The sequence below is a fragment of the Mucilaginibacter sp. P2_D11 genome (assembly GCF_056404435.1).
The window spans coordinates 229,014-249,538 of record NZ_JBFUEA010000011.1 but is presented as its reverse complement, the minus strand read 5'-3'; the positions used below and the strand labels follow the sequence as shown (position 1 = coordinate 249,538).

Sequence of the window (20,525 nt, the reverse complement as noted above, 5' to 3'; positions counted from 1 at the left end):
AACCAGCGATGTCGCCATTTTGTGCATCGGCTCAAACCGTGAATATGAAAGCGAAGGCCATGACCGTAAAAGCCTGGCGCTGCCTTTTGGAGAGCAGGCATTGGTCAACGCGGTTACCGCAGCTAACCCGAATACCATTATTGTGATCATGGCGGGTGCACCATACGATCTGAGCGAGATCAAAAAGTCAAATCATACAATTGTTTGGTCCTGGTTCAACGGCTCGGAAGCTGGCAATGCACTGGCCGAAGTTTTAAAAGGGAAAGTAAACCCGTCCGGTAAATTGCCATTTACTTTCCCCGTATCGTTAGGAGACACTCCTGCTGCTGCCTTAAATACTTACCCGGGGAAAGGTGCAACGGCAGAATATAAAGAGGGCGTACTGGTTGGATACCGCTGGTATGACACCAAAAAAATCCAGCCGCAATACCCCTTCGGTTATGGGCTTTCCTATACTGATTTCTCCATAAGCCGCTTCTCGACTGATAAATTAAGCTACGGGAAAAACGGAACCATCCGTGCAAAAGTCACCATTAAAAATACAGGCAGCAGCTACGGCGCCGAAGTGGTGCAATTATATGTAAGCGATCCGGTTTGTTCGGTTTTGCGTCCTGAAAAAGAATTGAAGGCTTTTAAAAAAGTTTTTCTGCAACCGGGCGAAACTAAAACAGTTGAACTGGATGTAAGGGTGGAGGACCTGGCCTTTTACGACGTGACAAAAAAAGGCTGGAATACCGAATCCGGTGAATACATTCTTCAATTAGGTAATTCATCGCGCAACATTTCAAAAACAGTAAAAATCCTGGTTAGATAAACTCAGTTCAGAAACCGTGTGAAGTTTATGGAAAATCTGTTAACCGGATATGCAGGCTATCTGGAATACTGATAAACTCAGAAATAATTTCCAATGGGAATGGCCCCATTGATCCAGTAAAATAAGTGTAAAAACACAATTTGTACTATAAACTTTCATGATGAAAAAGTTATTGCCAGGACAAAAAACTCAAATATCAATATGAGCAATACGATTTACAGGTTATGGCTGACGGCCTTAATTATCACCCTTATAGTGCCGAATTTATACGCACAAAAAGCCACCAATCCCATTATTTATGCAGATGTACCGGATATATCGATAGAACGTGTAGGCGATAGCTATTACATGAGCAGCACAACCATGCATATGAGCCCCGGTGTACCGATTATGAAGTCGAACGACCTGGTGACCTGGAAGACGGTGGGTTATGCCTATGATACATTAGCAAATATTGATGCAACGAACCTCACAAATGGCAAAAACATGTATGGGGAGGGTTCATGGGCAAGCTCAATCCGTTTCCATAATGGCACCTATTATGTAAGCACATTTTCTGCAAATACCAATAAAACGCACATTTACAGTACAAAAAATATCGAAAAAGGGCCGTGGAAAGCCAGGTCGTTTGCCCCCAACCTGGGTGACCACTCCTTGTTTTTTGATGATGACGGAAAAGCGTATATGATTGGCGGGAGCGGAGATTTAAGGTTAGTTGAATTGAAGGACGATCTTTCCGGTATAAAACCCGGCGGAACGGATCAGGTTATCATTAAAAAAGCAAACTCGCCTTCGGGCGGCATTGGCCTCGGCCCAGAGGGCTCCCAGCTGTTTAAGATAAAAGGCAAATATTACCTTTTCAATATTACATGGCCACCGGGCCACGTACGCACTGTTACCATACACCGGGCAGATAAGATCACCGGCCCTTATGAAGGGCGGATTGCCCTCCAGGATCTGGGTGTGGCGCAAGGTGGATTGGTACAAGCGCCAAACGGGGCCTGGTACTCTTATTTGTTCCGCGATTATGGCTCGGTGGGCCGGATACCTTATTTGGTTCCTGTAAAATGGGTGGATGGATGGCCCGTTTTGGGCATTAACGGCAAAGTAACCGATACCCTCGACCTGCCGGCCGGAAAAGGTTTGATCCCGGGCATCGTCGCTTCAGACGATTTTACGCGTAAAAAACGCGAACGGGCATTACCACCGGTTTGGCAATGGAACCATAACCCGGATAATAGTTTATGGTCTGTTACCGCGCGGAAAGGGTATTTACGGCTCAGCACCGGCAGGATTGACACCAATTTCCTGATGGCACGAAACACATTAACACAACGCACTATCGGCCCTGTATGCTCCGGCACAGTTTCGCTCGACGTTTCTAAAATGAAAGACGGCGATTTTGCGGGCTTGGGCCTTTTGCAACAAAATTACGGGTTGGCCGGCGTAAAAATAACAGGGGATAGCAAAGCGATCGTAATGATCAATGCAAGCACCGGGAAACCTGTGGAAGCACAAAAGATCCCCCTAAACCAAAAGGTAGTTTACTTTAAGGCAGAATGCAATTTTACGGACAGAAAAGACGTGGCAGATTTTTTTTATAGCCTTGACGGGAAAACGTGGCTGCCATTGGGCACACAATTAAAAATGGCCTATACCTTCCCGCATTTTATGGGCTATCGTTTTGCTTTGTTTAATTATGCTACGAAAAACATAGGCGGGGCGGCAGACTTTGACTTTTTTCATATAACAGATTCCATTTCCCAGGGGAAATAAAGTCTGTTAAATTAACAAGAGCAAAAAAAGAAAAATTGGCATATATATATTAAGCTATCAAAAAAAGCCATTAGGTTTAACGCAACCCAAATTCGCCTAAAATGGATTGCCTCCTAGACGACAGCCTGTAACAAGCTGTATTTCACCGTAAGTGCCAATTCCGATTTTCAGGCTGTCCAGTCCATGAATGTCGCCCCCTGCATGGTGGTTGACAAACAAGGGGTCGATAATCTAATCGAGCTTACTTACGCCGCCGCTTTCAAATGCTTTTAACAATACTTTATCGGCGGCGATGTTTTGTGAAGCCCTAGAGCTAAGTCTGCTTTGTAAGAAACCTTCCTGGCTGCAGCATAAGCGGCAGAAAAACAGGCAAAGCCCCATAACAACATTCCATTGTGTTTTCATAAGACTAAAATTGGTTTATGGGTTTACCGCCTAAGGCGATCTTGCTTACTTCTATCAGATCAAGTTGCGTTACCATGTCTTTAACAGCCACTTTATATTTCAGAAAGTGCGGCCGTTTTAAATGGGCCTGATAAGCTTCTGTATCTGCATAGGTCTCAAAAATGGTTATATGCGTAGGGTTATTATTTTCAGAAACAGCGTATAACGTTAGAACTCCGGGTTCTATGCGAGTAGACATTTCAATCTCCTCTTTCAGTAATTTTTATAGTCATCCAGCTTTTCTGGGGCGACGATAATTTTAGCCAGTCTTACAATTGGCTCCTTGCTTTGAGCTTTCATTTCAGTGTTGTAAAAAATACTTGCAATTAGGCTGGTTAAGACTATTGATGACTTTGTTTTCATAATGAAAAATTATAAGCTCATTTTACTTGTCTGCAGATTTTAAAACAAAAGGCTCGCCCGGTGCAAGCACTTTGATCCGTTCGGGGTTGGTTACTAGTTTTTTAAGTTTTGAGGGGTCTGCATTAAAGGGTGCAAAGTCCGGTGCATCAACAAAACCCCAGTGGCCTAAAAGTACAGTAGCTTTGGGGTAAGCATTTACCAGTTTTGCCGATGCCTCTAGTCCCAGGTGCCATTGCGCATCTTCTGAATAATCCAACAGTATCACATCCGGCGCAGGCATATGCAGTTGTTCCTCCATGGGTCGGGAATCCCCGGTGGCATAGATCGTACCGTCCGGCGTATCAAACCAGAAACCGCAGGCATCACGGGGAGCAAAATGTCTTTGGCCTGGCCTCGGATAGGCGTTTTGCCATGCGTGATCTGCCGGAATCAGCTTACCCGTTACTTTACCGAATTGAAATTTACCGCCGATGGGATAACCAAAAGATTTCAAACCATCATTTTTCATTAACGAATCTACGTAGATCGTCGAATAGAATGCAGTAGTTATAGAAGCGAGGTCTTTGAAGGTTTCTACGCTGTAATGGTCGTTGTCACTATGAGTGGCAAATACGGCATCCAAATGCGGTACCTCTTTGGGCAGGATTGGAAATTTCATCAGTAATGGCATATCATAGCCTTTCAGCAAGGGGTCAATCATGAACGTGGTTCCCCGGCTGTTGACGAGGAAACCGGCCATTCCTAGCCAGCGAATGGTAGTGTTGTTCGATTTGGTAAAAGCCTCCCTGCCGAACGGTTGCGTTGCTGGTGCCTTCGCCTGGTATTTCTTTATTGTTTTAATCTTTGCTGTATCCGTTTTTGATTGTGCATGAATGCCAATTGAAGTAAAAAAAACAGCTATAAGTAAAAGGAATATCTTTTTCATGATCATGTATATTTGATTCATTGTCAAAGGTCTTGGTATTTATCTACGTGACAGTTATACAAATTCCTGTATTACCAACCAATATTCCAGATCATCCATTGACTTTGGAAAAACCGGATTACTTATACTTAATTTTGAGTAAGCTTAATACCGAATATGAATAAGATCATCAAATTAGATAGCGTAACCCAATTCAACACTGAACGGGGACAGGAGACCCTACACCCCCTCGTTAGTGTTTTGGACCAGTCAAGTTCAAAGCCTATCAAAATGAGCCGTTTTACCTCGGGGCTTTATGTTGTGTTTTTGAAAGAAGAAAAATGCGCCGATATGTTGTACGGCCGGAGCCATTATGACTACCAGCAAGAAACGCTCATATTTATTGCGCCGAGGCAGCTGGCGGGATTTGATGAGGAAGACACTTTTATTCAACCAAACGGCTGGGCGCTGGCATTTCATCCCGACTTTATCCATGGCACCAGTTTAGGTAAACACATTCATGACTATCATTTTTTCTTGTATAGTGTCAAAGAAGGCCTGCATGTTTCTGAACGTGAAAAAAGCGACTTGCTGGAATGTTTTCACAAAATCCAAAGGGAATTATTACGGTCGATAGATAAGCACAGCAAGAAATTGGTGATCAGCAATATTGAATTGTTACTTAATTATTGTGAGCGCTTTTATGACCGGCAGTTTATCACTCGTGAGCATGTTAATAAAGATATATTAACAAGGTTTGAAAGCCTGGTGGATAATTACTTCACATCGGATAAACCAGCGATAATAGGCCTCCCTACCGTAGCTTATTGTGCTGAAGAGCTCCATCTTTCGCCGAAATATTTTGGCGACCTGGTAAAAAAAGAAACGGGACAATCGGCTCAGGAATACCTTCAAAACAAAATAATTGATGCAGCGAAGGAACGAATGTTTGACGCAGGCAAATCAATAAGCGAAATAGCTTACGACATGGGCTTTAAATACCCGCAGCATTTTGCACGTCTTTTCAAACAACGGGTTGGCAAAACACCACAGGAATACCGGTTAATGAATTGAACAAAATCCTGAGGGAAATTAGAGACTAAAGAAATATTTATAATGATCATAAAAAATCCAATGGTCAAAACTACAGTAAGAAGAATTACAGTTGTCAAAGCAATACAGGTACTTGATAAAAATGATATTGTAGCAAAGTATTGTGTTTTCATTTTTAGATCGCGAATCCTTTCCCCTTGGGGTAACCTTAGGGGAATCGAACTAAAAATGTGCGTTTAAATGCAATTAGAGCACTTTTCAAAAACTGCTAAAAGTAAAAACCCTCTTTACGCTTTGTAAAGAGGGTTAGTAGCCCGTAGGGGAATCGAACCCCTGTTTGAAGAATGAAAATCTCCTGTCCTAACCCCTAGACGAACGGGCCATTTCTGGGTGTCGAAATCGTTGTTTTTCAATTTCGTTCCCCTTATTTTGGGAATGCAAAGATATGCGTTTTCTGAGAAATTAAAAATAAAATTTAAAATATTTTCGCTGTAAGGTTCTTGCGCCTCGCGCTACCAATTGTGTATAGCATCTCATTTTTGATGCGGACAAACAAAAAATACATTTCGCTATTTATAATTCCGATGCCGTTGCGGTATCTTTATACACAAATCAACCTCACATGAAAGCCATTTGGAACAACCAGGTTATTGCCGAAAGCGACAATACCATCGTTGTAGAAAACAACCATTATTTCCCTAAGGACAGTATCAAGCCGGAGTTTTTTAAGGAATGCAATACACAAACCACCTGCCCCTGGAAAGGGCTGGCATCGTATTACACGCTGGACGTTGATGGCAGGCAAAACCCCGATGCTGCCTGGTATTATCCCGAGCCAAAGGCCGCAGCAGCCAATATTGCCAACCATGTTGCCTTCTGGAAAGGCGTAAAAGTTACCGATTGATATGAAGCATTACGACGCAATTGTCATCGGCTCGGGGCAGGCGGGCTCCCCTTTGTCTAAAAAGCTGGCCAATGCCGGTATGAAAACACTGCTGATAGAGAAGCGCTTCATTGGCGGTACCTGCGTAAACGATGGCTGTACACCCACCAAAACCATGGTGGCCAGTGCGCGGCTCGCCTATCTGGCGGGCAAATGCAACGATATGGGCATCAGCATAAAAGGCTACACGGTAGATTTGAAGCAGGTAGTGAAACGTGCCGACGACATCGTAATGAAGTCGCGCACTGGCAGCCAGGCTGCAATGGAGAAAACAAAAAACCTCGACCTGCTTTTTGGCGAGGCTACTTTTGTTGGCAACAAAACTATCTCCGTAAACCCCAAAACGGGCAAGAAACGGCAATTTACGGCCGATCAGGTATTCATCAACACCGGTTGTAAAACCATCGTCCCGCATGATATCGAAGGGCTGGACGAGATAGATTATCTCACTTCAACCAGCATCCTTAAGCTGGAGAAAGTCCCCGAACATTTATTGATACTGGGCGGCAACTACATCGGGTTGGAATTTGGGCAGATGTTTCGCAGGTTCGGTAGCAAGGTTACCATCCTTGAAAAATCGGGCAGGCTGCTCTCGCGCGAGGATGAAGATATCTCTACAGAGATAACCGGCATACTACAGGAGGAAGGTATAAAAGTGCTCGCCAACACAAAAGCAGTAAAATTCAAAAACAAGGGCAAAAACCAGGTTACGGCTACATTGGATACCGTGGGTAAGGAAAGCAAGCTGAAATGCACGCATGTGCTGGTAGCCATTGGCCGCGCCCCGCAGACCGATGGGCTCGGCCTGGAAACGACCGGCGTAGCGGTAGATGAGAAAGGCTACATTAAGGTAGATGATAAGCTGGAGACCACGCAGCCCGGCATTTATGCGCTGGGCGATGTAAAGGGCGGGCCGGCGTTTACGCATATCTCTTATAACGATTATACCATCGTTTACCGCAACCTGATAGAAAAACAGGATTTAAACACCAGGGACAGGCCCGTGCCCTATTGCATGTTTACCGACCCCGAACTCGGTCGCGTAGGCATCACCGAAACTGAGGCTCGTAAGCAAGGCCTGAATATAAAAGTGGCTAAACTGCCAATGTCGCACGTGGCCCGGGCGCTGGAAACCGGCGATACGCGCGGATTGATGAAAGCCGTGGTAGATGCCGATACTAAAAAGATATTGGGTGTAGCCGTAGTGGGTACAGAGGGCGGCGAAATAATGACCGTGCTACAGATGGCCATGGAGGGCGGCATTACGTACGATAGGATACGCAATTGCGTGTTTGCGCACCCCACGTACTCCGAATCGCTCAATAATCTTTTCATGACTTTGGAGGATTAATTTGCCGCTATGATAAAAGTAGAGCATCTGGTAAAAACATTCGGCAGCACAAAGGCTGTGGGCGGCATATCCTTTGAGGTAGCCGAAGGCGAAACTCTGGCCTTGCTGGGCACCAGCGGCTGCGGCAAAACCACCACCCTAAAAATGCTGAACCGCCTGATAGAACCCGATAACGGCAGCATTTATATTAATGGTAAAAACATCCTGGAAGAAAATCCCGAGACGCTTCGCCGTGGCATTGGCTATGTATTGCAGAACAACGGCCTCTTCCCGCATTATACCGTTGCCGAGAATATTGCCATAGTGCCCCAATTGTTGAAATGGGATAAAGCCAAAACCGATAGACGCATCAACGAACTGCTGGGGAAGCTACACTTGGCTAAAGAGCATCTCAACGCTTATCCCAATGAATTGAGCGGTGGCCAGCAGCAACGTATAGGCCTGGCCCGTGCCCTGGTTGCCGACCCGCCGCTGTTGCTGATGGATGAACCCTTTGGTGCACTGGATAACGTTACCCGCTCAAAAATACACGGCGAATTTAAGGCGCTGGATGAGCTGAACCGCAAAACCATTATCCTGGTAACGCACGATGTGCAGGAAGCCTTTGAACTGGCCGACCGCATTGCCCTGATGGATAAAGGCAAGATAGTGCAGATCGGCACCCCTGCCGAATTACTGTTTGCGCCGAAGAATGATTTCGTGCGGGACTTTTTACAGGAGCAGCGTTTGCAGTTGGAATTCAGAGCCATCAAACTAGCCGACTTGTGGGAGCACTTGCCTGCGGGAAGTGGTAAAGCAAAATCGCCAACCCTTTCTGCGGAGCTTGATTTTTGGTCGGCATTGGAGCAGTTTAAATTTAGCAAAGCCGAAACAATACAGATTGCGAACAGCACGAACGAATTAAAGGCAATCAACTTCGAGCAGCTAATGGCTGCTTATTCACGGTATAAAACCCTGCAACCGCATGAATGAGCAACAGCAAACCCTTTGGGGCTTTATGGCTCAGCAGGCCGATAAGCTGGCTGTGCAAACGCTGCAGCATATCGGGCTTACGTTTATCTCGCTGTTTATCGCGGTGCTGATAGGCCTGCCTTTGGGTATTTATATCACCCGAAAGAAAAGCCTGTCGGGTTTGGTGCTGGGCATAGCGGGCGTTCTGCAAACCATCCCCAGCATAGCATTGCTTGGTTTTATGATACCCTTGCTGGGCATCGGCGCAAAGCCGGCAATAGTAGCACTGCTGCTGTATGCGCTGTTGCCTATCATCCGCAATACCTATACGGGTATTACCGGGGTGGATGCTACGGTAAAAGAAGCGGCTGTTGCCATGGGTATGAGCAAGTGGCAGGTACTGTTCAAAGTGGAGCTTCCGTTAGCTATGCCAGTTATTTTGGCTGGCATCCGCACGGCTACGGTAATCAATGTGGGCGTGGCTACGCTCGCATCGTACATTGCTGCGGGTGGCTTAGGCGAGTTTATTTTCGGCGGTATATCGCTTAATAATACCAATATGATTTTAGCGGGGGCAATCCCCGCGGCGCTACTTGCGATAATCTTCGATTTCCTACTCTCGCTGGTGCAGAAACTCAACTTTAAAAAGATAAAAGGCGCCGTAAAAATTGCGCCGGTTTTGTTGCTGATATTATCCTGCCTGTATTTTGTGCCATCGGCTTATGGCAGTAAGCTTACCGCCGGTTTTACGCCCGAGTTTATGGGCCGACAAGATGGTAACCTGGGGCTGCAAAGCAAATACGGACTGAAGATACATACCATTGTTATCAGCGATGCGGTGATGTACAAAGCCGCGCAGGAAAAGGAACTGGATGTGATAAGCGGCTACTCTACCGACGGCCGCCTGAAGGCTTACGATTTGGTGGTGCTTGATGATGATAAAAAGATTTTCCCTCCATATTACGCTGCGCCGGTGGTGCGTGAGGATGCCCTGCGGAAATTTCCCCAGTTGGAAAAAACGCTGAACCTGCTGGCCGGCACCATTACCGATTCGGTAATGACGGAGCTGAACTACAAAACCGATTACTTGCACCAATCGCCCGAGCGCGTAGCCAAAGATTTTTTGGTGGCGAAGCATTTATACCGGGCAGATAGGGGCGGCAAAGAGGGCGTGGTGCGCATCGGCTCCAAAATATTCGGCGAGCAATACATTTTGGCCAGCATGTATACCATGCTGATCAAAGGCTATACCGATTACGACGTTGCCACAAAAACCGGCTTGGGCGGCACCAAGATAGTTTTCGATGCACTCACAAACGACCAGATAGACCTGTACCCCGAATACACCGGCACCGGCTTATTGGCCATACTGCAGGCCCCGGCAAAAACGGTGGTGCAGCTGCAAATGAGTAAGGATAGCACCTACAATTATGTTGCCCGCGAATTTGAAAAGCGTTATCGGTTGAAGTGGCTTAAACCTATCGGGTTTAATAATGCCTATGCCTTAATGATGCGCCAAAAACAGGCAAATGAGCTCCAGATCAAAACAATTACCGACCTTAAACGATATTTGGATAGTAAGTAATGCCAATGGATTTAGCCGACTGTTATAAAAAAGTACGGGCGCGAACGGAAGCTATTTGCGCCCCGCTGCAAACCGAAGATTACGTGGTGCAGCCCGTGGTAGATGTTAGTCCGCCTAAATGGCACATTGGGCACACCACCTGGTTTTTCGAAACCTTTATCCTGAAGCCTTATTTTATGGGCTATCAGGAGTACGATCCTCAATACAATTACGTTTTCAACAGCTATTACGAAACCGTTGGTAACCGCGTTATCCGCACGGATAGGGGCAATTTGAGTCGCCCCACAGTTATCGATATCCAGCTTTACCGCAAATACGTAGATGATGCCATGCAGAATTTCATAGCCTGTGGCCCATTAAGTGCCGACGTACAGGCGCTGTTAGTGCTGGGCCTCAATCACGAGGAGCAACACCAGGAATTGCTGATGACGGATATCAAATACATCCTGGGCAATAACCCTTTGTTTCCGGCTTACTCCAAAGATTATGTAAAGCCGAAAGTAGAGGAGGGTGATGGCGCAGATCTCATAAGCCTCGCCGAAGGCGTCTACGAGATTGGCTTTGCGGGCGAAGGTTTTTCTTTCGATAACGAGCATAACCGACATAAGGTTTATTTGAATGCCTTTGGGATTAGTCCCGCTTTGGTTACTAATGCCGAATACCTGGAATTTATAGATGCCGGGGGATATCACGATTTTCGCCACTGGCATGCAGCCGGTTGGGATTGGGTGAACACCAACAAGGTAGAAGCGCCGATGTACTGGCATCTGATTGATGATGAATGGCATTATTACACCTACCATGGTTTAGAGCCGCTGCACTTGCATGAGGCACTTTGCCACATCAGCTACTATGAAGCTTACGCTTACGCCTCGTGGAAAGGGATGCGCCTGCCGACAGAGTTTGAGTGGGAGGTAGCTGCCACGCAGTTTAACTGGGGCGGTCGCTGGGAGTGGACCGGAAGCAGTTACCTGCCCTACCCTGGCTTTGCCAAAGCACCCGGAGCCATTGGCGAATACAATGGCAAATTTATGGTAGGGCAAAAGGTTTTGAGGGGCGCATCAGAAGCAACCCCGCCCAACCATAGCCGCATTACCTACCGCAATTTTTTTCAACCCGAATTACGCTGGCAATTTACCGGCATACGCCTCGCAAAATAAAACACTGCAAAAACACCTATGGAAACATCTACCTGCACCCTGAAAAAACCTGAAGAGCAAACAAGCCCCAACGGACAGTTCTACAAGGACGTGATAGCCGGTTTAAGCGCAACACCAAAGCGACTGGATTCTAAATATTTTTATGATGCCAATGGCGATAAGATATTCCAGGAGCTGATGAACTGCGCCGAATATTATCCAACCAATTGCGAGCTAGAGATATTTACCCAAAAAACTGCGGACCTGGCCAAAGCCGTCATTGGCGATGGCGACGCTTTCGAGCTGATTGAGTTGGGGGCAGGGGACGCAACAAAATCCAGCCATCTGTTAAAATATTTGATTGATGAGCAGGCGGATTTTACCTACCTGCCGATAGATATTTCGGAAAATGTGATCGCCTACCTCAATATTACCCTGCCGGTTACCTTACCGGGCATAAAAATAAACGGCTTGCAGGGCGAGTATTTTCATATGCTGGAAAAAGCTGCTACCATATCTGATAAACGAAAAGTGGTGATGTTTTTGGGCTCCAACATCGGCAATATGCAGGTGAAGGATGCCGAGGCATTCTGCAAAGTACTGCGTCAGCATCTGTCGCCCGGCGATATGGTGTTGATAGGGGCAGACCTGAAGAAGAACCCGCACACCGTTTTATCAGCCTACAACGATAAAGGAGGCATTACCAAACGCTTTAACCTGAATTTATTGGAGCGCATCAACCGCGAACTGAACGGCGATTTCGATGTTTCACAATTCGACCACTACGCCATGTACGACCCGGAGAGCGGGGCCTGCCGCAGCTATCTGGTTAGCTTACAAGAGCAGCAGGTGAATATTGGCGATGCGCTTATAAGCTTTGCCAAAGACGAGTACATTTACATGGAGATATCGCAGAAGTTTACCGTAGAGCAGGTGGATAACATGGCCGCAGTTGCCGGCTTTAAGCCATTGGATAGGCTTTTTGATAGCAAAGGTTGGTTTGTGGATGCGGTTTGGGTGGCGGAATAGACGTTAAATATTTCACGCAAAGGCGCAAAGCCGCTATTTTTTTTCTTCGCGCCTTTGCGTGAGGTTGCCCTTAATCATTCCTTTTAAATTCCTCTTGCAGCTATCATAAATACTCCTATATTTATTTCAAATTATAAAGCCAAATGGAATCAACATCTATTGTTTTTTACATCATCCTGTTTCTTGTTTTTATCGGGGTGGCCTCATCGTTCGTTACGGTAAAACAGGGCACCATCGTGGTCATAACCGTATTCGGTAAATACCGCCGCATATTAGCCCCGGGCTTGAATTTCAAGATTCCTTTCATCGAAAATGTTTATTCAAAAATATCCATCCAGAACCGCTCTGTAGAGCTGGAGTTCCAGGCCGTAACGTTCGACCAGGCCAACGTTTATTTCAAGGCCATGCTGCTGTATTCGGTACTGGATCAATCAGAAGAGGCCATCAAGAACGTTGCTTTTAAATTCGTAGACGAACGTAACCTGATGCAGGCACTCATCCGCACCGTTGAGGGTTCTATCCGCGCATTCGTAGCCACCAAGCGCCAAAGCGAAGTGCTGATATTGCGCCGCGACATTGTGGAGCACGTAAAAGATCAACTGGACACCATACTGGAAGGCTGGGGCTACCACCTGCAAGATCTGCAGCTGAACGATATCACGTTCGATGACGTCATCATGAAATCCATGAGCCAGGTAGTAGCCTCTAATAACCTAAAAGCCGCCGCCGAGAACGAAGGCCAGGCATTGCTCATCACCAAAACCAAAGCAGCAGAGGCCGATGGTAACGCCATCAAAATTTCTGCCGAGGCCGAGCGCCAGGCCGCACAGTTGCGTGGGCAGGGTATCGCCTTATTCCGCGAGGAAGTGGCCAAGGGTATGACTACGGCCGCTAAAGAAATGCAAGGCGCAAATATGGATACCTCGGTTATCCTCTTCACCATGTGGACAGAATCTATCAAGCACTTCGCCGAAAACTCTAACGGCAACGTGATATTTTTAGACGGCTCTACCGCCGGCATGGAGCATACCATGAAAGAAATGATGGCATTAAACCTTCTGCAGTCAGATAAAGTCAAAAAGTAAAATTACTTTTTAACCCCTTCTGATGATTTTTAAACTATTACGTGCAGGCACGGTATTGGTGTTGTTGCTGCTTGCTACTTTTACGCTTCATGCCCAGCCTTTCAGGCAGCTAACGGCTGATGATTTCCAGGGCTACCCCCGCGCTAATAACCGCGGCGTGGTGGCCTATACCAATTGTACAATCGATTTTCGTTTCCAGGCCAGCCATCAGGACGGTGAGTACATCCTGCATTTCAACGTGCGGCTGGATATGAACAACTACAAATCGTGGATAGACCGCTCGCGCATTACCTCGCAGCAATCTCTTGCCGAAATATTAAAGCACGAGCAGGGCCATTACAATATCGCCTATTTGGAACAGCAGGAAGTGCTGCGCGTTGTAAACCGCACCCGCTTTACCGCCAATTACAAAAACGAGGCGATGGATATATTCAATCGTATAGATGCCAAATACAAACAGCTGAATATCGATTACGACGAAGATACCGGCCACAGCACCAACAAACAGCAGCAGCATGCATGGGATTTATACTTTGCCAAACGCATAGAAAATATGCCACCGCTCACAGCCGGGGCATATTAGGCCTGCTTAAATCGGATTTGCTCCTTTGGATTATTGCCGTATTTTTGATGCTGTATGCCAACCGGTAATAAATTATACTTTGCTTCAGATTTTCATTTGGGTGTAGGCGGTGCCGACACCTCGGCCATACGCGAGGCTCGCATCATCCGTTGGCTGGATCTGGTAAAAGTGGATGCCGCTGAACTGTTTCTGGTTGGTGATGTATTCGATTTTTGGTTTGAGTATAAAACGGTAGTTCCAAGAGGTTATATCCGCTTTTTGGGCAAACTAGCCGAATTAGCGGATGCCGGCATAAAACTTTACTTTTTTAAAGGAAACCACGATATGTGGATGTTCGATTATTTCGAGAAAGAATTGAACGCCACCATTATCACCAACGAACTGGAAATTGTACGCAATGGGAAGACTTTTTACCTGCACCATGGCGATGGCCTTGGGCCCGGCGATAAAAAATACAAATTCCTTAAGAAGATATTCCGCAGCAGGCTTTGCCAGTGGATGTTTGCCAGGTTACATCCCAACCTTGGCATAGGGTTGGCCAATGCGTGGTCGCACGATAGCAAGCAAACCAATGCCCGTATTGGCGAAGCTAAACTGCACCCGCAGGAGTGGATAGAAGTTTATTCACGCGAATTGCTGCAAAGTAAGCATTACGATTACATGGTTTACGGGCATCGGCATAAACCGCTGGATAGCCCGTTAACGGAAAATTCCCGTTATATCAATCTCGGCGACTGGCTGTATAATTCCAGCTACGCAGTTTTCGACGGTACCGACTTAACCCTAAAGTATTTCGAGCGTGAGGCTGTACCCGTTTGGAAGCACTAATCTATTTACAATCCGCTGAATATATTATATCCCTTAATTTGCGTATTTTTGCATGTTTTTTGCAATACACTGCGTAAACTAAACCCGATTGGAATGGAAAGCCTTTTGAGCGTTGGGATTTACGAGTAGAAAAAGGCTTGTAATAAAAAGCGGGGCTGGCCTAACCAACAAGCGCTGCCATTGATTTTCGAAATAAAATGTTAGAGAAATTAGAACTGATATACCAGCGCTGGAAAGCCGTAGAAGCCGAGTTGAGCACACCTGACGCTATGAGCGACATGAAACGCTTTGCCCAGCTGAACAAGGAATATAAAGACCTTGCCAAAATTGTTGACGAGTATAATGTTTACAAAAACATTATGAGCAACATTGATACCAATAAAGAAATTTTGGCTACCGAGAAGGACGAGGAGTTCCGCGAGATGGCTAAAATGGAATTGGACGAGTTGTTGACCAGGCAGGATGAGATGGAAGAAAAAATCCGTTTGATGCTGATACCGAAAGACCCTGAAGATTCTAAAAATGCCATTATCGAGATACGTGGTGGTACGGGCGGCGACGAGGCAGCGTTGTTTGCAGGCGATATGTACCGTATGTATATGCGTTATTGCGAACGCCGCGGCTGGAAAACCGAACTGGTAGATTATACCGAAGGTACCGCTGGAGGCTATAAAGAAATTGTGTTTAACGTAAATGCCGAGGATGCTTACGGCAACTTTAAATACGAGAGTGGCGTGCACCGCGTACAGCGCGTGCCCGATACCGAAACACAGGGCCGCGTGCATACGTCGGCAGCATCGGTAGTGGTACTGCCCGAAGTTGATGAGTTCGATATTGATTTGCAGGTGAGCGATATCCGTAAGGATTTGTTCTGCGCATCTGGTCCGGGTGGTCAATCGGTAAATACTACCTACTCTGCGGTGCGTTTAACGCACATCCCAACAGGTATTGTTGCGCAATGCCAGGATCAGAAATCTCAATTAAAAAATTACGATAAAGCTTTGGGCGTTTTACGCTCACGTGTTTACGAAATGGAGTTGCAAAAGCACCTGGAAGAAACATCCAAGAAACGCAAAACCATGGTAGCCACTGGCGACAGGAGTGCCAAGGTACGCACCTATAACTACCCGCAGGGGCGCTTAACTGAGCACCGCATAGGCTTAACCATATACAACCTTGCCGGTGTAATGAATGGCGACTTGCAGGAGATAATGGAAGCCTTGCAGTTTGCAGAGAACGCCGAAAGGTTAAAAGAAGGCACCGCCGCTTAATGCGCGCGGAAAATTAAGCCTCCACCCAAATAATCACAGTCGCTGCCATGTATGTAGGCCTTAACCTGTAGGGCCATCCATGGCAGCACATAATACTTTACGCCGGGGGTCCAATAGCTGTTGATATTGGTGGTGCTTTTATAGTGCAGGTAAAAACCATAATTGGCCATAATAGCCAACCGGCCCATCCATAAATCGACACCGCCGCTTAGGCCGTAACGCCATCTGTCATACGACGTGCCGTGGTACTGGTAGGTAGGCTCCAGATTTGTTTTGGGGTCGTTATCTGGGTGGTAGAGGGTGTAGTAGTAAACCGCATCGCCACCAGCCTTTAAGCTCAGGACCGGGCTTACGCGGTAGTTATACGCCGCAGAAAAACCTGTCTTATATAATCCTCCGTCGGCTTTTTGTATCCCGCGCCGGCCTACATCAAACCCTATTTCAAAAGAATGTTTATAAAACTCGCTGAAAGCTTTGCTGCTGGTTTGCGGCCCAGGTGTGTTCAGCGTTTTGATAAGGCCGAATGAGGCCTCAACCGTATTGATGCCGTTATTAGGCACCCGCACCGCGCCGTTGGAGTAATGGAAAATATCTATTCCCCCTTTTATAGCAATGGTTTGGCTCAGTGGGGTTGAAATAAACACCCCCGCTTGTGTACACAAATTAATGTGGCTGCCAATAAGCGGGTTGCCATTAGAAAAGTACGTGCCTGTAGCATAAGCAACACCCAATGCCGGGGCAAAAACCAGGCGCGTGCCGCCGAGTTTTACAATAGGGATCTCTAAACGCCCCATTACCGTGTAAACATGGCCTATCGGATGCGTTGTAGACACGCTATCTACCACGCTTACATTGTTAAAGCTGCGGATGCCGCCAACTACATCAATGGCTTGTATATTCAAAATGCGGATGTATGGTGCTTTGTTGTTTGCCATATCAAAGTGGTAGGCAAACTCCGCCCCAAGCAGGCGGCCCGGCAGCTTGTATTTTTCTGCGGTGAACGAGCTTAAGCCCACCAGGCCGTTTAGCTCTGCCTTGTTGCCGTTTTGGGCCATTAAACACTTGGACGTACACAGCAGCAAAGCAAAAAGGGCGAGTTTTCTCATAAATAGGCGGCCCGTTCTGGCGGGCCGGTTTAATTGTTTAAGATAATCAGGTATGAAATATATATTGTAATATTTATATATATCGCTGGTGCAAAATAATGATTTAATATCATTTCTCGGCGTTTTCATCCCAATTTCATAATGCCCCGCTACATTAGCAATGTTAGGTTAGGCGTTTGCCCTGTTTTTTAAGGCGGCTGCAACTAATCACCACGGTACGTAATCTTGAAGCATATGCTGGCAGTAAAAAATTTAACAGGTATCAATACAATTTTCGCACGCGAAGTACGCCTGATGGGTAATGGGTTTGCAATAAGCCTGGTGGCTAATGATGCCGATTGGGCCAATGAGCGCATAGATAGCGCCATCAACGAAATAAACCGCGTTGAGAAACTGCTGAGCACCTTTACTGAAGAAAGCAAACTGAACGAGATTAACCGCAATGCCGGCATACGCCCGGTACGTGTAGATGCCGAAATTTTTAAGCTGGTTGATAGGGCACTGCAAATATCAGAGCTTACTTACGGTACTTTTGATGTTACCTACCCCGCCAACCAAATTGCCGATGCCGATACCAAGGCAGCAAAACGCAAGCTTAGTCTCACCAACTACAAAAACGTAGTGCTTGATGCCGCAAAACAAACCGTGTTTTTAAAGAACAAAGGCATGCGCATAGGCCTGGGCGCCATAAGCCGCGGCTACGCTGCCGATAGGGCAAAATATATGTTACAGATGGAAGGCGTAAGCAGCGGCGTTATAAATGCCGGCGGCGATTTGCTTAGCTGGGGCCTGCAGCCCGATAACACACCGTGGACCATTGGCACAGCAGATCCGTCGCAAGCCGGGAAGCCTTTTGCAGACGTAAACATCAGCAACATGGCTATCGCTACCTCCTTCAATTCAGAAAAACTTAATTATACCGGCGGTGCTGTACCTGCGGGCAACATCCACCCCGATAGCGGCTTTGCAGTGAGCAAAATAAAAAGCGTAAGCATTATTACGCCCGGTGCTGAGCTTGCCGATGCCATGGCAACCCCTATTATTGCCATGGGCATAAACGCCGGTTTATACCTCATCAACAAACTTAATCAAATGGCCTGCATCATTATTGATGACCATGCCCGGGTTTACACATCAAAAGATATTAAATTAACGGCCTAAGCGTTTGGCAGCTCAATAGGCTATTTATATATTTACCAATATTACTAACCAGCCCTCTATATAAGTTAATTTTTACCCTCTGCTGTTATTTATTGATGTAGGCAATTGCCCCTGGGTTTTGTTTATGCGGATAATAACGCATTTGTTTTCCTTCTGAAATGATAAAGTGGTTTTTGTATATTGTACTCTTGTTGATATCCGCACCACGCCTTTTATCTGCCAGCTCCAATATCAGCAGCAATCATAATTTTCGTGGCGGTGCCATGCATATAGACGCGCGCCCGGCTTTTCAACAACAGCGCGATACCACTAACAAAGACAAAAAACGGCAGCAGGAAGAAGAGAAAAAGAAAATAAAAGAGGTAGCCAAGGCCAAAAAACAACCTAAGCCCGAAAAAGTGGAAGAAATAGACCCGCTTACCGGCAAGCCAAAAGTGAAGCCTAAACGGCAGCGACGGCCCGATGGCATGGAGCGGCCACCCGAAATTCCCAGAAGAAACAATAATTAATACTAAGTTTACCGCGTTTTATCAATGAGATACTTCGGCATATTAGTTTTAGTAATAAGTTGCAATGCGTTTAACGCAGCAGTGGCAAAGCCTACGCCTTTTGCAGACCTGCAAACCCGTTTGGTAGCCGATACAGATACCGTTGCCAAAGCCGTTGCCGATACCAATGTTATCGTACGCAAAAACTCGCTTTCGGCGGGGATAAATTATGGTAGCGATGCGCTATTCTTCGGCCGCACAGGCCCCAAAAAATATCCCTTTTTGGCCGCCGATCTGGTAGTTAACTACAAATCGGGCTTTTTTATATATGGATCGGCACTGAAGGTATTAGGTTACGAAGTGCCTTTGGTTGATGAGATTGACGTTGGCGGCGGGTACTTCTACCGCCTGTCTAAAAACTTTACGGGCACGCTAAGCTATACGCGGTTTATTTTCAATAACAAATCGGCTATCATCAAGTCGGCCTCATCCAACGATATCAACTTCAAAAACTCGTACGATTGGGGCTTCGCGAAAACCAGCCTGGTGGCCGATTACCTTTTCGGTAAATCGTACGATGTGTTTGCCACTGTCAGCAACTCCAAATACTGGGAGAGCAGCTGGAGTATTTTCGACGACCAGGATTACCTCTCCATCAACCCATCGTTCAACTTTATATTGGGTACGCAAAACTTTGTACAGCGATACTCTATCGACCATAAGTACCAGCTTGAGGCCGACAATATCTATATCCGCAACCAGAACGCGACGGGGGCACGCGCCAACGCCAAATTCACCATGCTCAATTACAGCTTCAAGATACCCGTATCGTACAACAGGCCGCATTACACGCTGGAGTTTTCGTACAAATATTCTATCCCGGTAAATGTGGAGGGAGCCCTGCTCAACCGCCGCGAATCTTTTTACAACCTTACATTTTATTACGTTTTTTATTGATGCCCGATGAATGTTTTAATAATAGAGGATGAAAAAGCTCTGGCTTACGAGATGGAGCTGTTCTTATCCAAGAACAACTATATCTGCGAACTATGCTTCAACGGCGCATCGGCATCTGAAAAAATTGCCGTAAACCTCTACGATTTTATACTGATAGACCTTGGCCTGCCTGATTATGAAGGTTTAGACTTGCTTAAAGAGGCCAAAAGGAGTCGCCCGGAAGCAGCCTGCATCATCCTTACCGCCCGCGCCGAAGTTTACGACCGTATTAAAGGCCTTGACCTGGGTGCCGATGATTACCTGGCCAAGCCCTTCTCGCTGTTAGAGCTCCAAAGCCGCATGCAAGCCATAACCCGCCGCAAATTCGGGCTGGTAAACCAGGTAGTAGATCTTGATGGTTTTTTAGTAAACCTTACCGACCGCACCATCACTTACATGAGCAATGCGGTTAGCGCTATTACTAAAAAAGAGTTCGACCTGATTGCTTACCTGATATTGCATAAGAACCGCACCTTAACCCGTGCACAGCTGAGCGAGCACATTTGGGGTAGCGTAGTGAACGACGATTACGACAGCAACTTTATTGATGCCCACATCAAAAATATACGTAAAAAACTGGGTGCCTTTGCCGCTGCCGACTGGCTGGAAACCGTACGCGGGCTGGGCTATCGCATAAAAACAAACGTTTAAGCAT

At 46.4% G+C, this 20,525-nt stretch carries 21 protein-coding genes and 1 tRNA gene; 17 read left to right on the top strand and 5 right to left on the bottom strand.

Annotation, left to right across the window (positions count from 1 at the left end; translation table 11 throughout):
• A partial coding sequence (locus tag AC1DXC_RS18700) for a glycoside hydrolase family 3 C-terminal domain-containing protein (RefSeq protein WP_477460696.1) occupies positions 1 to 814 on the top strand: 814 nt, incomplete at its 5' end.
• Positions 815 to 1,015: 201 nt separating this feature from the next.
• Entirely contained in the window at positions 1,016 to 2,590 is a 1,575-nt protein-coding gene (locus AC1DXC_RS18695) for a glycoside hydrolase family 43 protein (protein WP_477460695.1), read from the top strand.
• A gap of 231 nt (positions 2,591 to 2,821) precedes the next feature.
• Here AC1DXC_RS18695 and AC1DXC_RS18690 read toward each other — a convergent pair whose 3' ends face one another.
• The 3 genes from AC1DXC_RS18690 to AC1DXC_RS18680 form a co-directional block, all read right to left on the bottom strand.
• The gene (locus AC1DXC_RS18690; RefSeq protein ID WP_477460694.1) at positions 2,822 to 2,995 is read right to left on the bottom strand and encodes a hypothetical protein; all 174 of its coding nucleotides are present in this window, start codon (positions 2,993 to 2,995) and stop codon (positions 2,822 to 2,824) included.
• A gap of 4 nt (positions 2,996 to 2,999) precedes the next feature.
• Positions 3,000 to 3,251 (bottom strand): putative quinol monooxygenase, encoded by a 252-nt coding sequence (locus tag AC1DXC_RS18685; protein ID WP_477460698.1) that lies wholly within the window; start codon positions 3,249 to 3,251, stop codon positions 3,000 to 3,002.
• Between the two features lie 168 nt (positions 3,252 to 3,419).
• A complete protein-coding gene (locus AC1DXC_RS18680; protein WP_477460693.1) occupies positions 3,420 to 4,322 on the bottom strand; it encodes an MBL fold metallo-hydrolase in 903 nt (300 codons plus the stop codon).
• Positions 4,323 to 4,478: 156 nt separating this feature from the next.
• On the opposite strand from AC1DXC_RS18680, the gene AC1DXC_RS18675 reads away from it, so the two are divergent.
• Positions 4,479 to 5,375 (top strand): helix-turn-helix domain-containing protein, encoded by an 897-nt coding sequence (locus tag AC1DXC_RS18675; protein ID WP_477460692.1) that lies wholly within the window; start codon positions 4,479 to 4,481, stop codon positions 5,373 to 5,375.
• A gap of 289 nt (positions 5,376 to 5,664) precedes the next feature.
• Here AC1DXC_RS18675 and AC1DXC_RS18670 read toward each other — a convergent pair.
• A tRNA-Glu gene (locus AC1DXC_RS18670) sits at positions 5,665 to 5,736 on the bottom strand.
• Between the two features lie 240 nt (positions 5,737 to 5,976).
• Between AC1DXC_RS18670 and AC1DXC_RS18665 the strand changes: the two genes are divergently transcribed.
• The 10 genes from AC1DXC_RS18665 to prfA all read left to right on the top strand — a co-directional run bounded on the left by AC1DXC_RS18665 (position 5,977) and on the right by prfA (position 16,119).
• Complete coding sequence (locus AC1DXC_RS18665) at positions 5,977 to 6,258, top strand: DUF427 domain-containing protein (protein ID WP_477460691.1); 282 nt, start codon at positions 5,977 to 5,979, stop codon at positions 6,256 to 6,258.
• A 1-nt stretch (position 6,259) separates the two neighbouring features.
• A complete protein-coding gene (locus AC1DXC_RS18660) occupies positions 6,260 to 7,648 on the top strand; it encodes a mercuric reductase (protein WP_477460690.1) in 1,389 nt (462 codons plus the stop codon).
• 9 nt (positions 7,649 to 7,657) lie between these two features.
• On the top strand, positions 7,658 to 8,620 hold the full coding sequence (locus tag AC1DXC_RS18655) for an ABC transporter ATP-binding protein (protein WP_477460689.1): 963 nt from the start codon (positions 7,658 to 7,660) through the stop codon (positions 8,618 to 8,620).
• Positions 8,613 to 10,184, top strand: a complete 1,572-nt coding sequence (locus AC1DXC_RS18650) for an ABC transporter permease/substrate-binding protein (RefSeq protein WP_477460688.1) — start codon at positions 8,613 to 8,615, stop codon at positions 10,182 to 10,184. Before AC1DXC_RS18655 ends, AC1DXC_RS18650 begins: the two co-directional genes overlap by 8 nt.
• A gap of 5 nt (positions 10,185 to 10,189) precedes the next feature.
• Complete coding sequence (gene egtB / locus AC1DXC_RS18645; RefSeq protein ID WP_477460687.1) at positions 10,190 to 11,344, top strand: ergothioneine biosynthesis protein EgtB; 1,155 nt, start codon at positions 10,190 to 10,192, stop codon at positions 11,342 to 11,344.
• Between the two features lie 18 nt (positions 11,345 to 11,362).
• Positions 11,363 to 12,352: an L-histidine N(alpha)-methyltransferase gene (locus tag AC1DXC_RS18640; RefSeq protein WP_477460686.1), complete on the top strand. Its 990-nt coding sequence runs from the start codon at positions 11,363 to 11,365 to the stop codon at positions 12,350 to 12,352.
• Between the two features lie 143 nt (positions 12,353 to 12,495).
• A complete protein-coding gene (locus tag AC1DXC_RS18635) occupies positions 12,496 to 13,437 on the top strand; it encodes an SPFH domain-containing protein (RefSeq protein ID WP_477460685.1) in 942 nt (313 codons plus the stop codon).
• Between the two features lie 22 nt (positions 13,438 to 13,459).
• The gene (locus tag AC1DXC_RS18630) at positions 13,460 to 14,020 is read left to right on the top strand and encodes a DUF922 domain-containing protein (protein ID WP_477460684.1); all 561 of its coding nucleotides are present in this window, start codon (positions 13,460 to 13,462) and stop codon (positions 14,018 to 14,020) included.
• Positions 14,021 to 14,074: 54 nt separating this feature from the next.
• On the top strand, positions 14,075 to 14,848 hold the full coding sequence (locus AC1DXC_RS18625) for a UDP-2,3-diacylglucosamine diphosphatase (protein ID WP_477460683.1): 774 nt from the start codon (positions 14,075 to 14,077) through the stop codon (positions 14,846 to 14,848).
• A gap of 197 nt (positions 14,849 to 15,045) precedes the next feature.
• Entirely contained in the window at positions 15,046 to 16,119 is a 1,074-nt protein-coding gene (prfA, locus tag AC1DXC_RS18620) for a peptide chain release factor 1 (protein WP_477460682.1), read from the top strand.
• Here prfA and AC1DXC_RS18615 read toward each other — a convergent pair.
• Positions 16,116 to 17,225 carry an acyloxyacyl hydrolase gene (locus AC1DXC_RS18615; protein WP_477460681.1) on the bottom strand — a complete coding sequence of 370 codons (1,110 nt, stop codon included), beginning with the start codon at positions 17,223 to 17,225 and terminating at the stop codon, positions 16,116 to 16,118. The two genes, prfA and AC1DXC_RS18615, sit on opposite strands and share 4 nt — an antisense overlap.
• Before the next feature lie 234 nt (positions 17,226 to 17,459).
• Here AC1DXC_RS18615 and AC1DXC_RS18610 point away from each other — a divergent pair, with 234 nt between their 5' ends.
• The 4 genes from AC1DXC_RS18610 to AC1DXC_RS18595 all read left to right on the top strand — a co-directional run bounded on the left by AC1DXC_RS18610 (position 17,460) and on the right by AC1DXC_RS18595 (position 20,521).
• Positions 17,460 to 18,386 carry an FAD:protein FMN transferase gene (locus AC1DXC_RS18610; RefSeq protein ID WP_477460680.1) on the top strand — a complete coding sequence of 309 codons (927 nt, stop codon included), beginning with the start codon at positions 17,460 to 17,462 and terminating at the stop codon, positions 18,384 to 18,386.
• Between the two features lie 158 nt (positions 18,387 to 18,544).
• Positions 18,545 to 18,895, top strand: coding sequence for a hypothetical protein (locus AC1DXC_RS18605; protein ID WP_477460679.1), 351 nt, complete (start codon positions 18,545 to 18,547; stop codon positions 18,893 to 18,895).
• Between the two features lie 24 nt (positions 18,896 to 18,919).
• A complete protein-coding gene (locus AC1DXC_RS18600; RefSeq protein ID WP_477460678.1) occupies positions 18,920 to 19,831 on the top strand; it encodes a hypothetical protein in 912 nt (303 codons plus the stop codon).
• A gap of 6 nt (positions 19,832 to 19,837) precedes the next feature.
• Entirely contained in the window at positions 19,838 to 20,521 is a 684-nt protein-coding gene (locus AC1DXC_RS18595) for a response regulator transcription factor (protein WP_477460677.1), read from the top strand.
• The last annotated feature ends 4 nt before the right edge of the window (positions 20,522 to 20,525 follow it).